This is a genomic window from Frigidibacter sp. ROC022, from assembly GCF_024723735.1.
Lineage (GTDB): Bacteria > Pseudomonadota > Alphaproteobacteria > Rhodobacterales > Rhodobacteraceae > SLM-1.
The window spans coordinates 965,257-977,240 of sequence record NZ_JANQDU010000002.1; the positions used below are offsets into that span (position 1 = coordinate 965,257).

The window sequence follows — 11,984 nt, forward strand, 5'->3', positions numbered from 1 at the left end:
GAACGGGCAAGGTCGGGGCGCCTGCGGTCCGGACAACATCGGCGGCTGATCGCAGCGATCTGTTGCTGAGGGCGGCGCCGCCGGGCCGTTCGGCGCACCGGACACAATTCACCTTTACCGAAGTCCTGGCCGCCGTCCTGTCGCTGGCCTGGATGGCCGGGGTGACGCTGGTCATCGTGTTCTCGCGCAGCGATCAGGGGCTGGGGCAGATCGACACGTTGCGATTCGTCGTGACCCTGATGGCGGTGTTCCTGCCGGTTGCGGTGATCTGGGTCGGCGCATCCGCCGCCCGCTCGTCGCGGGTGATGCGGGAAGAATCGCAACGGCTTCAGGCCTCGATCGACGCGATCCGGCACAGCTATCTCAGCCAGGTTCAGGGCGCCGGGCCGGTCGTGCGTCCGACATTCGAGCGCAAGCTGGACGAGATTGCCCAGGCGCAGAAGAAGACCGAAGCGGCGATTGCCACCTTCGCCTCGATCCGCTCTCCGGGGCTGAACGAATCGCGCCGGCCGGTCTCGCTTCCGCCGCCCCCGGCAGCGCCGGCGGATCAGCAGAGCCTCGAACTGGGCGGGCCGTCCGAACCGACCTCGCAGCCGCCCAGCACCGAGGATTTCATCCAGGCGCTGAACTTCCCCGAGAATGCCGAGGATGCCGACGGGTTCCGCGCCCTGCGCCGGGCCCTGCAGGACCGCCAGACGGCGCAGCTGATCCAGGCCAGCCAGGATGTGCTGACGCTGCTCAGCCAGGACGGCATCTACATGGACGACCTCAAGCCCGAACGGGCCAAGCCCGATGTCTGGCGCCGATTCGCGCAGGGCGAGCGGGGGCGGACGATCTCGGCCCTTGGCGGCATCCGCGACCGGTCCGGCTTGGCGCTGGCCTCGGGCCGGATGCGGTCGGACACGATCTTCCGGGATGCAGTGCATCACTTTCTGCGGAAATTCGACCAGATGCTGGCGGGTTTCGAGAAGAATGCCAGCGACGCCGAGATCGCCGCCCTGGCCGATACCCGCACGGCCCGCGCCTTCATGTTGCTGGGCCGGGTGACGGGCACCTTCGACTGAGACCGGCGCGCGCCACGCCCGAGGTTTCATCCGCACAGCCCGGTCCACCGGCCTCCGGCCCCTGACCCTCGGCGTTCACAGCATGGCTTCGGCCCGGGCCAGGTCCTCGGCCGTGTTGATGTTCAGGAACGGGTCGAAGGGCTGGTCCGGGAAGGATGCGGTGGCGGCGCCATGCGCGGCGGCGAAATCGGACAGGCGGCGGTGGCCCGCCGCGAGCCTGTCGCGCAGCGCCCCGGCCAGGGTGACGGGCCAGAGGGCGAAGGTCGGGTGCAGCCCGCCCGGCGTTGCGGCCAGCGCCGGGCCACCATCCCCGGCCAGAAGCAGGCGCGGCACCAGATCGGGCGGCAGGAAGGGCGTGTCGGTCGCCACGGTGACCAGGGTCTCGGCCCCGGCGCCCGCCGCCCAATCGAGCCCGGCGAGGAGGCCCGCCAGCGGCCCGGGAAAGCCCGGGACCGGGTCGGGCAGGACCGGCAGCCCGAAACCCGAGAACCGCGCCGGATCGCCATTCGCCGACAGCGCCAGCCGGTCGACCTGCGGCGCGAAACGGTCGATGACGCGGGCCAGAAGGCTGCTCCCGCCCAGGGTCAGAAACGCCTTGTCGGCGCCCCCCATACGGCTGCCGCGCCCCCCGGCCAGGATCAGTCCGAAGGGCTGTCTCATCGCGGAACCACCACGGAGGCCCGGGCGGGCAAGGTGGCAGGGGATGGGGCTCGACAGCGCATTTGCACCTCTGCTGTCCGCCATGTATCGAGCGCGGGAACCGGGGGATCCTAGGGCAGCAACGTGACAAGCTCCACCGACAAAACGGCATTCTGGCGCGGCTTCCGGGACGGGATGCCCTTCATTCTGGCGGCCGGGCCCTTCGGGCTGGTCTTCGGGCTGGTGGCGACCGAGGCCGGGATGAAGCTGTACGAGACCATGGCGATGACCATTCTGGTGATCGGCGGCGCCTCGCAATTCGCCGCCCTGGCCCAGATGCAGCAGCAAGCGCCGCTGGTGCTGGTGATCGCGGCGGGGCTGCTGGTGAACATGCGGATGGCGATCTACTCGGCCGCGCTGGCGCCCCATCTGGGGCCGGCGCCGTTCTGGAAACGGGCCTTCGCGGCCTATATGCTGGTCGACAACGTCTATATCACCGCCATCGCCGACTATACCAAGCGACCCGATGCGCCGATCAGCGCCAGGATGCGCTATTTCTTCGGCACCGCGCTGCCGGCCTGCACCGCCTGGTATCTGTCGACCCTGATCGGTGCCATGGCCGGGCGGGCAATCCCCGAGAGCTGGCAGCTCGACTTCATCGTGCCGATCGCCTTCATCGCCCTGCTGGCGCCGATGCTGCGGACACTGGCGCATCTGACGGCGGTGATGACTTCGGTCGTCGTGGCGTTGCTGCTGGCCTGGATGCCCTACAACACGGAACTGCTGGTGGCGGCTCTGGCCGCGATGGCCGCGGGCGCCGAGGTCGAACGCAGGAGAGGCGCGCAATGAACTATTCCGCGGCAGAGATCTGGACCGTCATCCTGGCGATGGCGGTCGGCACCTATCTAATCCGGTTCTCGTTCCTGGGGCTGATCGGCGGGCGCAGGATGCCCGATTGGCTGCTGCGGCATCTGCGCTATGCGCCGCACGCGGTGCTGCCGGCCATGGTGGCGCCGATGGTGCTGAGCCCGGTGGCCGAGGGCGGCAGCGCCGATCCGGCACGGATCATCGCGGCGCTCGGTTGCGGGCTGCTGGGCTGGGCCACGAAGAACACGCTGCTGGCGATCCTTGGCGGGCTGATCATCTTTGCGCTGGCGACGCTGATCCTGCGATAGCGCCGCCGCGGTGGAGGCCCCGCCTAGCTGGCCTCTTCCGGCTGCACATACAGCACATAGCGGTTGTCGTCGGCGTCGTCGTCATGGACGATCCGCTCGGTCACGCCGGGCAACTTGCGGAATTCCTTCATCAGCTTGATCGGGGACATGGTCGAGCGGATCGACTCGAACCCCGGCACGCCGGCCAGGATATGCGACACCGAATTGGCGCAGAAGGCCTTGGGTGCGGCCCCTTCCGCCTTGGCGCGCTCAAACACCAGCTCGGCAATCTGGGGCGAGACCTGCACGGTCTGGATCACCACGTCATAGGTCACTCTGGCATGGTAATCGATATAGACCGCCAGCCTGGTGTCGGTCAGGCCGTAGTGCAGGTCGTTCCGCTCCGGCATGGCGGGATGTTTGAACGTCCCGGCGGGGTCGTACATGACCCTCTGCGACGCGTCGATGATCAGGCCGCTGTGGGCGCCGGAACCGCTGCGGGTCGAGACGACCGTCATCAGCGAGATCTGGGTGGGCCCGGTATTCGGCACCACGGCGCGTTGCACCACGTCATCCGGTGCCCAGACCGGTTCGGCGCCACAGGCCGCCAGCAGCAGCGGCAGCGCAAGGGCGATCAGGAATTTGCGCATCAGGATGTCCAGCGGCCTAGCCGTTGTACATGGCTAGGAGAAGCAGGAAGACCACGACGCAGCCCGAGAACCAGGCGGCGATATGCACGAATCCTTCAAAGGTCTTTTCCTGAACATGGATGTCCATGTCGCCGTGCTTGGGGTGATCGGAGTCGGCCATTTCCATAGTCCTCGCAGTTCCAGCATTGAATGTGCCTTAGCCCATTCCTGCGGCCCTGTCACGGCCCCGCGACCGCCGCGGGCGGCAGAAACTCTGCAGGCTGGCAGGATGGCAATGCCCGCGCGGCGCGGCTCAGATGGCGCGCCACAGCCAGGCGCCGTCGGCGCGGGCGGTGCGGCTGGCGCGGCCGGTGAGATAGAGATGGTTGAGATGGGCGATGGTCTCGGCCAGGGCAAAGCCGAAGACCTCGGGCGTGACCTCGCGCTTGAACAGCGGGCCGAAGCAATCGACCGCGACCCTGGGCGTGGCCAGATGCGCATGCAGCCGTTCCAGCGCGTGGTGATGGTTTTCGGCCTTCTGGCGCAGCCGCAGCGGCAGGCCGGTGAAGGGCAGCTTGTGCCCGGGCAGGACCAGTTGCGCTTCGGTCGCATGGGCGGCCAGCCGGTTGCAGCTTTCCAGCCATTCCGCGATCGGGTCGGCCAGGGGTTCCGAGGCATAGACCCCGAGATTGGGCGAGATCGAGGGCAGGAGCTGGTCGCCGCCCAGAACCAGCGTGCCGTCCTCGCTCCACAGCGTCGCATGTTCGGGCGCATGGCCGTCGCCGCAGCGAACCAGCCAGCGCCGCCCGCCGACGGTCAGCCAGTCGCCTTCGGCAATCCGGCGAAAGCTCGGCGGCGGCAGCCCCACCACATCGATGAAGTTGAAGGGCCGTTCGGCGGCCTTTCTGGCCAGCATCTCGGGCGCCATTCCGGAAGCGCGCCAGAAATCGATCGTGTGCTCCGAGTGCTTTTCCTCGACATTCAGAACCAGCATCCGCGCCGAGAGCCAGGTGGTGCGGGTGCACCAGAGTTCCGCCCCCTTGCCGGCCATCCAGGCGGTCAGGCCGATGTGGTCGGGATGCATGTGGGTGACGATCTGCCGATGGACCGGGCGGCCGCCCAGCGGTCCGGCCAGCAGCTGTTCCCAGAGTTCGCGGGCCTTCGGCGTGTCCATGCCGGTGTCGATCACCGTCCAGCCTGCGGCGCCGTCGTCCAGCGCATAGACATTCACATGGTCGAGTGCGGTCGGCAGCGGCAGCCGCATCCAGAGCACGCCGGGGGCGATTTCCAGCGCCTCGCCGGGGCCCGGCGGGGCCTCGACCGGATAGCGGATCTCGCCCTTGCAGCCGTCCATCATCCGGCCAGATCCTCGGCCGTGAGCGCATCGACGCAGCCGGGTCCGGACCGGACTTCCACCAGCAGCCCGCCCAACTCGCTGAGCAGGCGCTGGACATAGAAACAGGCCAGGCGGTTGCGCGGCCCCGGCTGGCCGGTTTCCGCGAACTCGGCATTGGCGGCGCAGAGATGGACATGGCCGCCCAGAACCCGGGCGAAGGCGCGAAGATAGGCGGTCGCGACGGCACCGCGGTCGGCCAGCGGCTGTTGCGCCAGCCATTCGGTGACCTCGCGCAGCGATTCCGACCCGCTCCAGACCGCCTTGGCCTGAACCGGCAGTTGCGCGCGCGCCGCTTCGGCGACCTGCTCGATCTCGTCCAGCAGGCGATGCGCGGCCTCGCCGCCATCGGCCAGCTTGCGCCCGACGAGGTCGAGCGCCTGAATGCCGTTGGTGCCTTCGTAGATCGACGTCACCCGCACATCGCGATAGATCTGCGCCGCGCCGGTCTCTTCGATGAAGCCCATGCCGCCGTGGACCTGCATCCCCAGCTCGGCAGTGCGCACCCCTGTGTCGGTGCCGAAGGCCTTGGTGATCGGGGTCAGGAAGGCGGCGCGAGCCTGCCAGTCGGCGCTGCCGGTGGCGTGCGCCATGTCGGTGGCCACTGCATTCATCAGCGCGATGCCCCGGGCGGCAAAGGTATCGGCCCGCATCTGGCCCAGCATCCGCCGCACATCGGGGTGGCCGATGATCGTCTCTGCGCCGCTGGCGGTCCTGCCCTGCTTGCGGGTCAGGGCGTGTTCCAGCGCCAGCTGGCAGGCCGCCTCGGCCTGGCCGATGCCCTGCACGCCGACACCCAGCCGGGCGTTGTTCATCATGGTGAACATCGCCTTCATGCCCTGATGCGGTTCTCCGACCAGCCAGCCGGTGGCGCCGTCATACTGCATCACCGCCGTGGGCGAGCCATGCAGCCCCATCTTGTGTTCCAGCGAGACGACCTGAAGGCTGTTGGGCTGTCCGGGCTCTCCGGCCGCGTCGGGCAGGAACTTGGGCACCAGGAACAGGCTGATCCCCTTGGTTCCCGGTCCGCCGCCCGGCAGCCGTGCCAGCACCAGATGGCAGATATTCGGGGTGAAGTCGTTGTCGCCCCAGGAAATGTAGATCTTCTGCCCGGTCACCGCATAGGTGCCGTCGCCGTTGTCGCTGGCCTTGCTGGTCAGCGCGCCGACATCCGAACCGGCATGCGGCTCGGTCAGGTTCATCGTGCCCGACCATTCGCCCGAGATCAGCCTCGGCAGGTAGAGCGCCTTGAGTGCGTCGTCGGCATGATGTTCCAGCGCCTCGATCTGGCCCTGGGTCATCAGCGGGTTGAGCTGCAGCGCCAGGCAGGCGCCCGACATCATCTCGTTGACGCAGGTCGCCAGAGTCTGCGGCAGGGCCAGGCCGCCGAAGGCGGCCGGTGCGGAAATGCCGACCCAGCCGCCGTCGCGGATCGCGGCATAGCCTTCGGCGAACCCGGGCGAGCAGCGCACGACACCGTTCTCGATTCGGGCGGGATGCAGATCGCCGGCACGTTGCAGGGGGGCCAGCACCTCGTCGCAAAGCTTGGCGGCCTCGTTCAGGATCGCGTCGGTGGTATCGTCGGTGGCCTCGGCAAAGCGCTCGGTCTGCTGAACTTCGGGGAAGCCAACGACATGCGAGAGCAGGAAGCGGAAGTCGGAGGTCGGCGCACGATATGGCATCGGGCTTCCTTCAATCTTGGGTGCTGTGCACCGGCATAGAGGTGGCGAAAACCTATCGCAAGCCCGGCACAAGGATGCAGGCGCCCGGGATGGTCCGGACGCGACGTCAAAACCTTGCGGCGGCGCCGAGGCCCGGGCTTTCCGCAGCCGCGGGGTTGCACTAGAGAGACCCGCATGACCGAGCGTCTTGCCACTGACCCCGAAGGAATCGCGCGCGCCGCGGCGCTGTTGCGGCAGGGCGCCCTGGTCGGGTTTCCGACCGAAACGGTCTATGGTCTGGGCGCCGATGCCACCGATGACCGGGCGGTGGCGCGGATTTATCAGGCCAAGGGGCGGCCACAATTCAACCCGCTGATCGTGCATCTGCCCGATATCGACTCGGCCGGGGCGGTGGCGCGGCTGGAGGGTGACGCGCTGCGCCTGGCCGGGGCGTTCTGGCCCGGGCCGCTGACGCTGGTGCTGCCGGTGCGCGATGCCGGCCTGTCGCCACTGCTGCGTGCCGGTCTTCCGACGGTGGCGCTGCGGGTGCCCGATCTGCCGTTGGCGCGCGATCTGCTGCGCCGGGTCGCGCGGCCGGTGGCGGCGCCTTCGGCCAATCCCTCGGGCCGGATCAGCCCGACCCGTGCCGAACATGTGCTGGACGGGCTGGCGGGCCGGATCGAAGCGGTTCTGGATGGCGGTCCCTGCGTCGTCGGCGTCGAATCGACGATCGTGGGGTTCGGTCCCGAGGGTCCGCAGCTGCTGCGTCCCGGCGGGTTGCCGGCCGAGGCGCTGGAAGGGGCGCTCGGCCGACCGCTGGCCGCCGCGCCGCAGGGCGCGAAACCGAATGCGCCGGGGCAGCTGTCATCGCATTACGCGCCGGCGGCGCCGGTCCGGCTGGATGTGACGGCACCCGGGCCGGGCGAGGTGATGCTGGGCTTCGGCCCGGTGCCCGGCGATCTCAGCCTGTCCGAAAGCGGCGATCTGGTCGAGGCGGCGGCCAATCTGTTCCACATGCTGCGGGCGCTGGATGTGCGCGGCGCGGCGGGCATCGCGGTGGCCCCGATCCCCGATCACGGGCTGGGAAGGGCGATCCGCGACCGGCTGGCCCGCGCTGCCGCCCCGCGCTGAGCGTCCGGCTCAGGCCCGTCCGGCGGCGGCCGAGAGAAACAGCGGGTCGATACCCAGCACCGCCAGCGCGGCTTCCCATTTCTCGATATCCGGCAGATCGAAGACGATGCGCGGATGCGCGGCGGCGGTCAGCCAGCCGTTCTGGCTCAACTCCGCTTCCAGCTGTCCCGGCCCCCAGCCGGCATAACCGAGTGCCAGGATCGCCTGCCCCGGCCCGCCGCCTTCGGCCATGACCCGCAGCACGTCCAGGGTGCCGGTCATCGAGATACTGTCATCGACCGACAGCGTGCCTTCCTCGGCGCTCCAGTCGGCGCTGTGCAGGACGAATCCCCGGCCCCGCTCGACCGGGCCGCCATAGCGCACGACCTTGTGAAGATGCTCGGGAACCGGCGCGATGGAGAGCTGCTCCAGCAACTCGGTCAGGGTGGTGCCTCGCGCCGGCTTGTTGATGATCAGGCCCATGGCGCCTTCGGCGGAATGGGCACAGACATAGACCACCGCGCGTTCGAAACGCGGATCGCCCATGCCGGGCATGGCGATCAGGAACTTGCCGGTGAGGTCAGGGGAATCGAAATCGGCCATATCCGTTGCAGCGTCGGCCAGAGTGTCGGCGCTTGCAAGGGTGCTGCCCGTTCTCGGCCAAGTGTCGCAGGGAACGCACACGGATGTGTCGCCTGTTTGTGATTTCCTATTGTGGCGTCAATCGCTAGCGTCGCGCCCATGATGCTGTCCCGTCTGTCCGCCGCCGTGACCCTGTTGGCCCTGCTGTTTCCCGTCGCCGCACGGGCCGGAACCTATGGCACCACGCCCACCGAGCAGGTGGCGCAGGTCGAGGTTCTGCCCGGCTGGCGCGAGGGGGCGGTGCATATCGCCGCACTTCGGATTCGGCTGGCGCCGGGCTGGAAGACCTATTGGCGGGCGCCGGGCGATGCGGGGATCCCGCCCAGCTTTTCCTGGAAGGGCTCCCGCAATCTGGCCGGCCTGCGCTTTCACTGGCCGGTGCCGCATGTCTTCTCGGTCAACGGGATGCGCTCGATCGGCTACAAGGGCGAGGTGATCCTGCCGATCTATCTGGATGCGGCAAGACCCGATCAACCGATCGCCCTGCGCGGCGAACTCGACATGGGTGTCTGCCTGGATATCTGCGTGCCGGTGCAGGTGCGGATTTCGGCCGACATTCCGGCGCAGGGCACACATGACCCGCGGATCGCCGCGGCCCTGGCCGATCGCGCCCAGACGGCCGCCGAGGCCGGACTGAAAGGCGCAAGCTGCGCGGTCGAGCCGATCAGCGACGGGCTGCGGCTGACCGCCCGGATCACCCTGCCGAAACAGGGCGGGTCCGAGGTGGTGGTGGTCGAGACCCCGACCCCCGGCGTCTGGGTTTCGGATGCCGCCAGCCTGCGCAAGGGCGGCGTCCTGCAGGCCGTGGCCGACCTCGTGCCGCCCGAGGCACAACCCTTCGCGCTCGACCGGTCGTCGCTGCGCTTCACCGTGATCGGGGCCGGCCGGGCGGTGGATATTCAAGGCTGCACCGGCGACTGAACTGCGGCCACGACAGCGGGGCGCAACAGAGAAGGCACCCCGGATCGTTCCGCCGAGGTGCCTTCCTGTGGCAATCACCCTGCGCCGGTGACAACGGGTGGCGCCAGTGACAAGGGGTGCAAGCAACGCCCGTGCTTCGCCGGGCCAGCCCAGCTTGCGCCTGATTCGGCTAACGAATTGTTAAGGTCGCTGGCCCGGCGTCAGGCCCCCTCGAAGGCGCAGAGCGCGTGGACCTCGTAGCCCAGCTTCTCCAGGAGCGCCCGGCCGCCCAGTTCGGGCAGATCGACGATGAAGGCGCAGCCGACGATGACGCCGCCCAGCCGTTCGATCAGCTTGATTCCGGCCTCGGCGGTGCCGCCGGTGGCCAGCAGGTCATCGACCAGCAGGACCCTTTCGCCGGGCTGGATGGCGTCGTCATGCACCTCCATCACGGCCTCGCCGTATTCCAGCGTGTATTCCTGGCTGATCACCGCGCCGGGCAGCTTGCCCTTCTTGCGGATCGGCACGAAGCCCAGCGTGAGCTGATGCGCGATGGCGCCGCCCAGGATGAAGCCGCGCGCTTCCAGCCCCACCACCTTGTCGATCTGCATCCCGGCATAGGGGTCCAGCATCTGATCGACGCAAATCCGGAATCCCCGCGGATCGGCGAACAACGTGGTGACATCGCGGAACAGGATGCCTTCGTGCGGGAAATCGACGATGGTCCGGATATAGTCGCGGACCGACTTCGTCTCGGCCTTCTGCGGGCTGGTCCTGGCCATCAGGAGACCGGGCGCAATGCGGTCGTGGCGGCAGCGGGGGCCGGCCGGCGGGTCGAAGTCATGGGTGTCTCCCGATCCTGGGTTGGGATTATGCGGCGCAAACAAGCCCCAAGCGGCAGGGTGCTGTCAAGCAGGGGCTGGCGGGCGGCGGGAAGGGCTGCCCGACACCGCGTTCCCGTCCCGGAAGGCGCCCGTCGCCCTGTCCCGCGTCGGTGTCAGTCCTGTGGGGGGAAGGATGTCAGGATTTCGTTCAGCGGCTTCTTCTTCTTGGCGACCGCCGGAACCGTGGCATCCGGGGCCGGGTGGCCGACCACGAGGATCATCACCGGCTTTTCCGATTCGGGACGCCCGCAGAGGCCGTTGAGGAATTTCATCGGATTCGGCGTATGGGTCAGGGTGGTCAGCCCGGCAAGATGCAGCGCCGTGATCAGAAAGCCCGTGGCGATGCCGGTGCTTTCGGGCACATAGTAGTTTTTGAACCGGGTGCCGTCCGGGCGCAGCCCGTAGCGCTGCTGAAACACGACGATCAGCCAGGGCGCGGTTGTCAGATGCGGTTTCTTCTCGTCGGTGCCGATCGGCTCCAGCGCCTTCAGCCATTCGTCGCCGCCGCCGCCGGCATAGAAGGCGCGTTCCTCTTCCTCGGCCGCGGCGCGAATCTTCGCCTTCATCGCGGGATCGCCGATGGCGACGAAATACCAGGGCTGGTGATTGGCCCCGGAAGGCGCCAGCCCGGCCGCCGAGATCGCGGTCTCGATGACTTCCTGCGGCACCGGATCGGGCAGGAAGTCGCGGACCGAATGGCGCCGGGCCATGGTGGCGCGGAAGGTTTCGGCGGCGGCAAGCGCCTCGGCGTCGGGCAGGCGGATGCGGTCGGGCAACGGCAGAGCCTGATAGGCGGGTTTGTCCATGGGGCCTCCTCGCCCCGGTTCTAGCCGAAGCCCGCAACCGGGAAAATCCCTAGCCGCCGCCGATCAGAACCCCCGCCGCAAATACCAGCGCACCGCCCAGCACGACCTGGAACGAGGCCCGCAGGAAGGGCGTGTCCATGAAGCGGTTCTGGATCCAGGCAATGGCCCAGAGTTCGATGAAGACCACGATCATCGCGGTGATCGTCGCGGTCCAGAAATGCGGGATCAGATAGGGCAGGGCATGGCCCAGCCCGCCGAGCGTCGTCATCACCCCGGCGGCCAGGCCGCGCTTGTAGGGAGAGCCGCGCCCCGACAGCTGGCCATCGTCCGAGGCCGCTTCGGTGAACCCCATCGAAATTCCGGCCCCGACGCTGGCGGCCAGGCCGACCAGAAAGGTCGTATGGGTGTTCTGCGTCGCGAAGGCGGTGGCGAAGATCGGCGCCAGTGTCGAAACCGATCCGTCCATCAGCCCGGCCAGTCCCGGCTGCACCCAGGTCAGCACGAATTGCCGGTGCGCGGCACGGTCTTCCTCGTCGCGCTTGTCCTCGCCGACCAGCTTGTCTTCCAGCCGGTTCGCCTGTTCCGAATGTCCGGCCTCGGCGGCGGCCAGATCGCCCAGCAGCTTGCGGGTATCGGCATCCGGGGTCTGCGCGGCGGCGGCGCGGTAGAAGGCCTCGGCCTGCCGCTCCATCGCCTCGGCCTCGGAGCGCATCGTGTCCAGCGAGAGGTTTTCGACCAGCCAGACCGGGCGCCGGGCATAATAGCCCGAGACATGTTCGCGCCGGATCAGCGGGATCACGTCGCCGAAACGGGCCTTGTGCAGGTCGATCAGGCGTTGGCGATGATCGTCTTCCTCGACCGCCATGGCATCGAAGACCTTGGCCGAGTCCGGATAGTCCGCGCGCAGTTTCTGCGCATATTGACGGTAAATCCGTGCGTCGTCTTCTTCCGACGAAATCGCCAGCGCAAGAATTTCCTGCTCACTCAGGTCCTTGAACCGCCGTCGCCCGCCAAATCCCGGAATCATCGCCCGCTTCCCCTTCTTAGAATCATTCTAAACTACCCGGCCCGGGCGCGGGATCAAGGGGGCGGCTCCGCTTTC

General features: G+C 68.3%; 14 protein-coding genes. 5 read left to right on the forward strand and 9 right to left on the reverse strand.

The features are described from left to right. Positions 1-62: 62 nt before the first annotated feature. Positions 63-1,064, forward strand: a complete 1,002-nt coding sequence (locus tag NUW50_RS11475) for a hypothetical protein (protein WP_258289242.1) — start codon at positions 63-65, stop codon at positions 1,062-1,064. Positions 1,065-1,139: 75 nt separating this feature from the next. On the opposite strand, the gene mobA is transcribed toward NUW50_RS11475, so the two are convergent. Next, positions 1,140-1,724 carry a molybdenum cofactor guanylyltransferase MobA gene (gene mobA, locus NUW50_RS11480; RefSeq protein WP_258289243.1) on the reverse strand — a complete coding sequence of 195 codons (585 nt, stop codon included), beginning with the start codon at positions 1,722-1,724 and terminating at the stop codon, positions 1,140-1,142. Between the two features lie 123 nt (positions 1,725-1,847). Here mobA and NUW50_RS11485 point away from each other — a divergent pair, with 123 nt between their 5' ends. Continuing rightward, the gene (locus tag NUW50_RS11485; RefSeq protein ID WP_258289244.1) at positions 1,848-2,552 is read left to right on the forward strand and encodes an AzlC family ABC transporter permease; all 705 of its coding nucleotides are present in this window, start codon (positions 1,848-1,850) and stop codon (positions 2,550-2,552) included. Next, positions 2,549-2,878 (forward strand): AzlD domain-containing protein, encoded by a 330-nt coding sequence (locus NUW50_RS11490; RefSeq protein WP_258289245.1) that lies wholly within the window; start codon positions 2,549-2,551, stop codon positions 2,876-2,878. Before NUW50_RS11485 ends, NUW50_RS11490 begins: the two co-directional genes overlap by 4 nt. 23 nt (positions 2,879-2,901) lie before the next feature. Here the strand turns inward: NUW50_RS11490 and NUW50_RS11495 are convergent, their stop codons facing one another. From NUW50_RS11495 to NUW50_RS11510, 4 genes are all read right to left on the reverse strand, one after another. Then, positions 2,902-3,507 (reverse strand): hypothetical protein, encoded by a 606-nt coding sequence (locus NUW50_RS11495; RefSeq protein ID WP_258289246.1) that lies wholly within the window; start codon positions 3,505-3,507, stop codon positions 2,902-2,904. Between the two features lie 16 nt (positions 3,508-3,523). Beyond that, complete coding sequence (locus tag NUW50_RS11500; RefSeq protein WP_258289247.1) at positions 3,524-3,667, reverse strand: aa3-type cytochrome c oxidase subunit IV; 144 nt, start codon at positions 3,665-3,667, stop codon at positions 3,524-3,526. Positions 3,668-3,799: 132 nt separating this feature from the next. Beyond that, complete coding sequence (locus NUW50_RS11505; RefSeq protein WP_443135103.1) at positions 3,800-4,843, reverse strand: MBL fold metallo-hydrolase; 1,044 nt, start codon at positions 4,841-4,843, stop codon at positions 3,800-3,802. Beyond that, the gene (locus NUW50_RS11510; RefSeq protein ID WP_258289248.1) at positions 4,840-6,561 is read right to left on the reverse strand and encodes an acyl-CoA dehydrogenase; all 1,722 of its coding nucleotides are present in this window, start codon (positions 6,559-6,561) and stop codon (positions 4,840-4,842) included. Before NUW50_RS11510 ends, NUW50_RS11505 begins: the two co-directional genes overlap by 4 nt. A gap of 174 nt (positions 6,562-6,735) precedes the next feature. Here NUW50_RS11510 and NUW50_RS11515 point away from each other — a divergent pair, with 174 nt between their 5' ends. Next, entirely contained in the window at positions 6,736-7,671 is a 936-nt protein-coding gene (locus tag NUW50_RS11515) for an L-threonylcarbamoyladenylate synthase (protein ID WP_258289249.1), read from the forward strand. Positions 7,672-7,680: 9 nt separating this feature from the next. Here the strand turns inward: NUW50_RS11515 and NUW50_RS11520 are convergent, their stop codons facing one another. After that, positions 7,681-8,253, reverse strand: a complete 573-nt coding sequence (locus tag NUW50_RS11520; protein ID WP_258289250.1) for a YqgE/AlgH family protein — start codon at positions 8,251-8,253, stop codon at positions 7,681-7,683. 138 nt (positions 8,254-8,391) lie between these two features. Here NUW50_RS11520 and NUW50_RS11525 point away from each other — a divergent pair, with 138 nt between their 5' ends. After that, positions 8,392-9,213, forward strand: a complete 822-nt coding sequence (locus tag NUW50_RS11525; RefSeq protein ID WP_258289251.1) for a protein-disulfide reductase DsbD domain-containing protein — start codon at positions 8,392-8,394, stop codon at positions 9,211-9,213. Positions 9,214-9,413: 200 nt separating this feature from the next. Here NUW50_RS11525 and NUW50_RS11530 read toward each other — a convergent pair whose 3' ends face one another. The 3 genes from NUW50_RS11530 to mbfA all read right to left on the reverse strand — a co-directional run bounded on the left by NUW50_RS11530 (position 9,414) and on the right by mbfA (position 11,909). Then, a complete protein-coding gene (locus NUW50_RS11530) occupies positions 9,414-9,974 on the reverse strand; it encodes an adenine phosphoribosyltransferase (RefSeq protein ID WP_258289252.1) in 561 nt (186 codons plus the stop codon). A gap of 215 nt (positions 9,975-10,189) precedes the next feature. After that, on the reverse strand, positions 10,190-10,882 hold the full coding sequence (locus NUW50_RS11535) for a nitroreductase family protein (protein ID WP_258289253.1): 693 nt from the start codon (positions 10,880-10,882) through the stop codon (positions 10,190-10,192). 49 nt (positions 10,883-10,931) lie between these two features. Then, positions 10,932-11,909 (reverse strand): iron exporter MbfA, encoded by a 978-nt coding sequence (mbfA, locus tag NUW50_RS11540; protein WP_258289254.1) that lies wholly within the window; start codon positions 11,907-11,909, stop codon positions 10,932-10,934. Between the last annotated feature and the right edge of the window lie 75 nt (positions 11,910-11,984).

What these genes read in the sequence shown, in the direction of transcription:
- NUW50_RS11520 (WP_258289250.1), bottom strand. Translation starts at nt 8,253, where the DNA reads ATGGCCGATTTCGATTCCCCTGACCTCACCGGCAAGTTCCTGATCGCC.
- NUW50_RS11490 (WP_258289245.1), top strand. Translation starts at nt 2,549, where the DNA reads ATGAACTATTCCGCGGCAGAGATCTGGACCGTCATCCTGGCGATGGCG.
- NUW50_RS11530 (WP_258289252.1), bottom strand. Translation starts at nt 9,974, where the DNA reads ATGGCCAGGACCAGCCCGCAGAAGGCCGAGACGAAGTCGGTCCGCGAC.
- NUW50_RS11510 (WP_258289248.1), bottom strand. Translation starts at nt 6,561, where the DNA reads ATGCCATATCGTGCGCCGACCTCCGACTTCCGCTTCCTGCTCTCGCAT.
- NUW50_RS11525 (WP_258289251.1), top strand. Translation starts at nt 8,392, where the DNA reads ATGATGCTGTCCCGTCTGTCCGCCGCCGTGACCCTGTTGGCCCTGCTG.
- NUW50_RS11535 (WP_258289253.1), bottom strand. Translation starts at nt 10,882, where the DNA reads ATGGACAAACCCGCCTATCAGGCTCTGCCGTTGCCCGACCGCATCCGC.
- NUW50_RS11495 (WP_258289246.1), bottom strand. Translation starts at nt 3,507, where the DNA reads ATGCGCAAATTCCTGATCGCCCTTGCGCTGCCGCTGCTGCTGGCGGCC.
- NUW50_RS11505 (WP_443135103.1), bottom strand. Translation starts at nt 4,843, where the DNA reads ATGATGGACGGCTGCAAGGGCGAGATCCGCTATCCGGTCGAGGCCCCG.
- NUW50_RS11515 (WP_258289249.1), top strand. Translation starts at nt 6,736, where the DNA reads ATGACCGAGCGTCTTGCCACTGACCCCGAAGGAATCGCGCGCGCCGCG.
- mbfA (WP_258289254.1), bottom strand. Translation starts at nt 11,909, where the DNA reads ATGATTCCGGGATTTGGCGGGCGACGGCGGTTCAAGGACCTGAGTGAG.
- mobA (WP_258289243.1), bottom strand. Translation starts at nt 1,724, where the DNA reads ATGAGACAGCCCTTCGGACTGATCCTGGCCGGGGGGCGCGGCAGCCGT.
- NUW50_RS11500 (WP_258289247.1), bottom strand. Translation starts at nt 3,667, where the DNA reads ATGGCCGACTCCGATCACCCCAAGCACGGCGACATGGACATCCATGTT.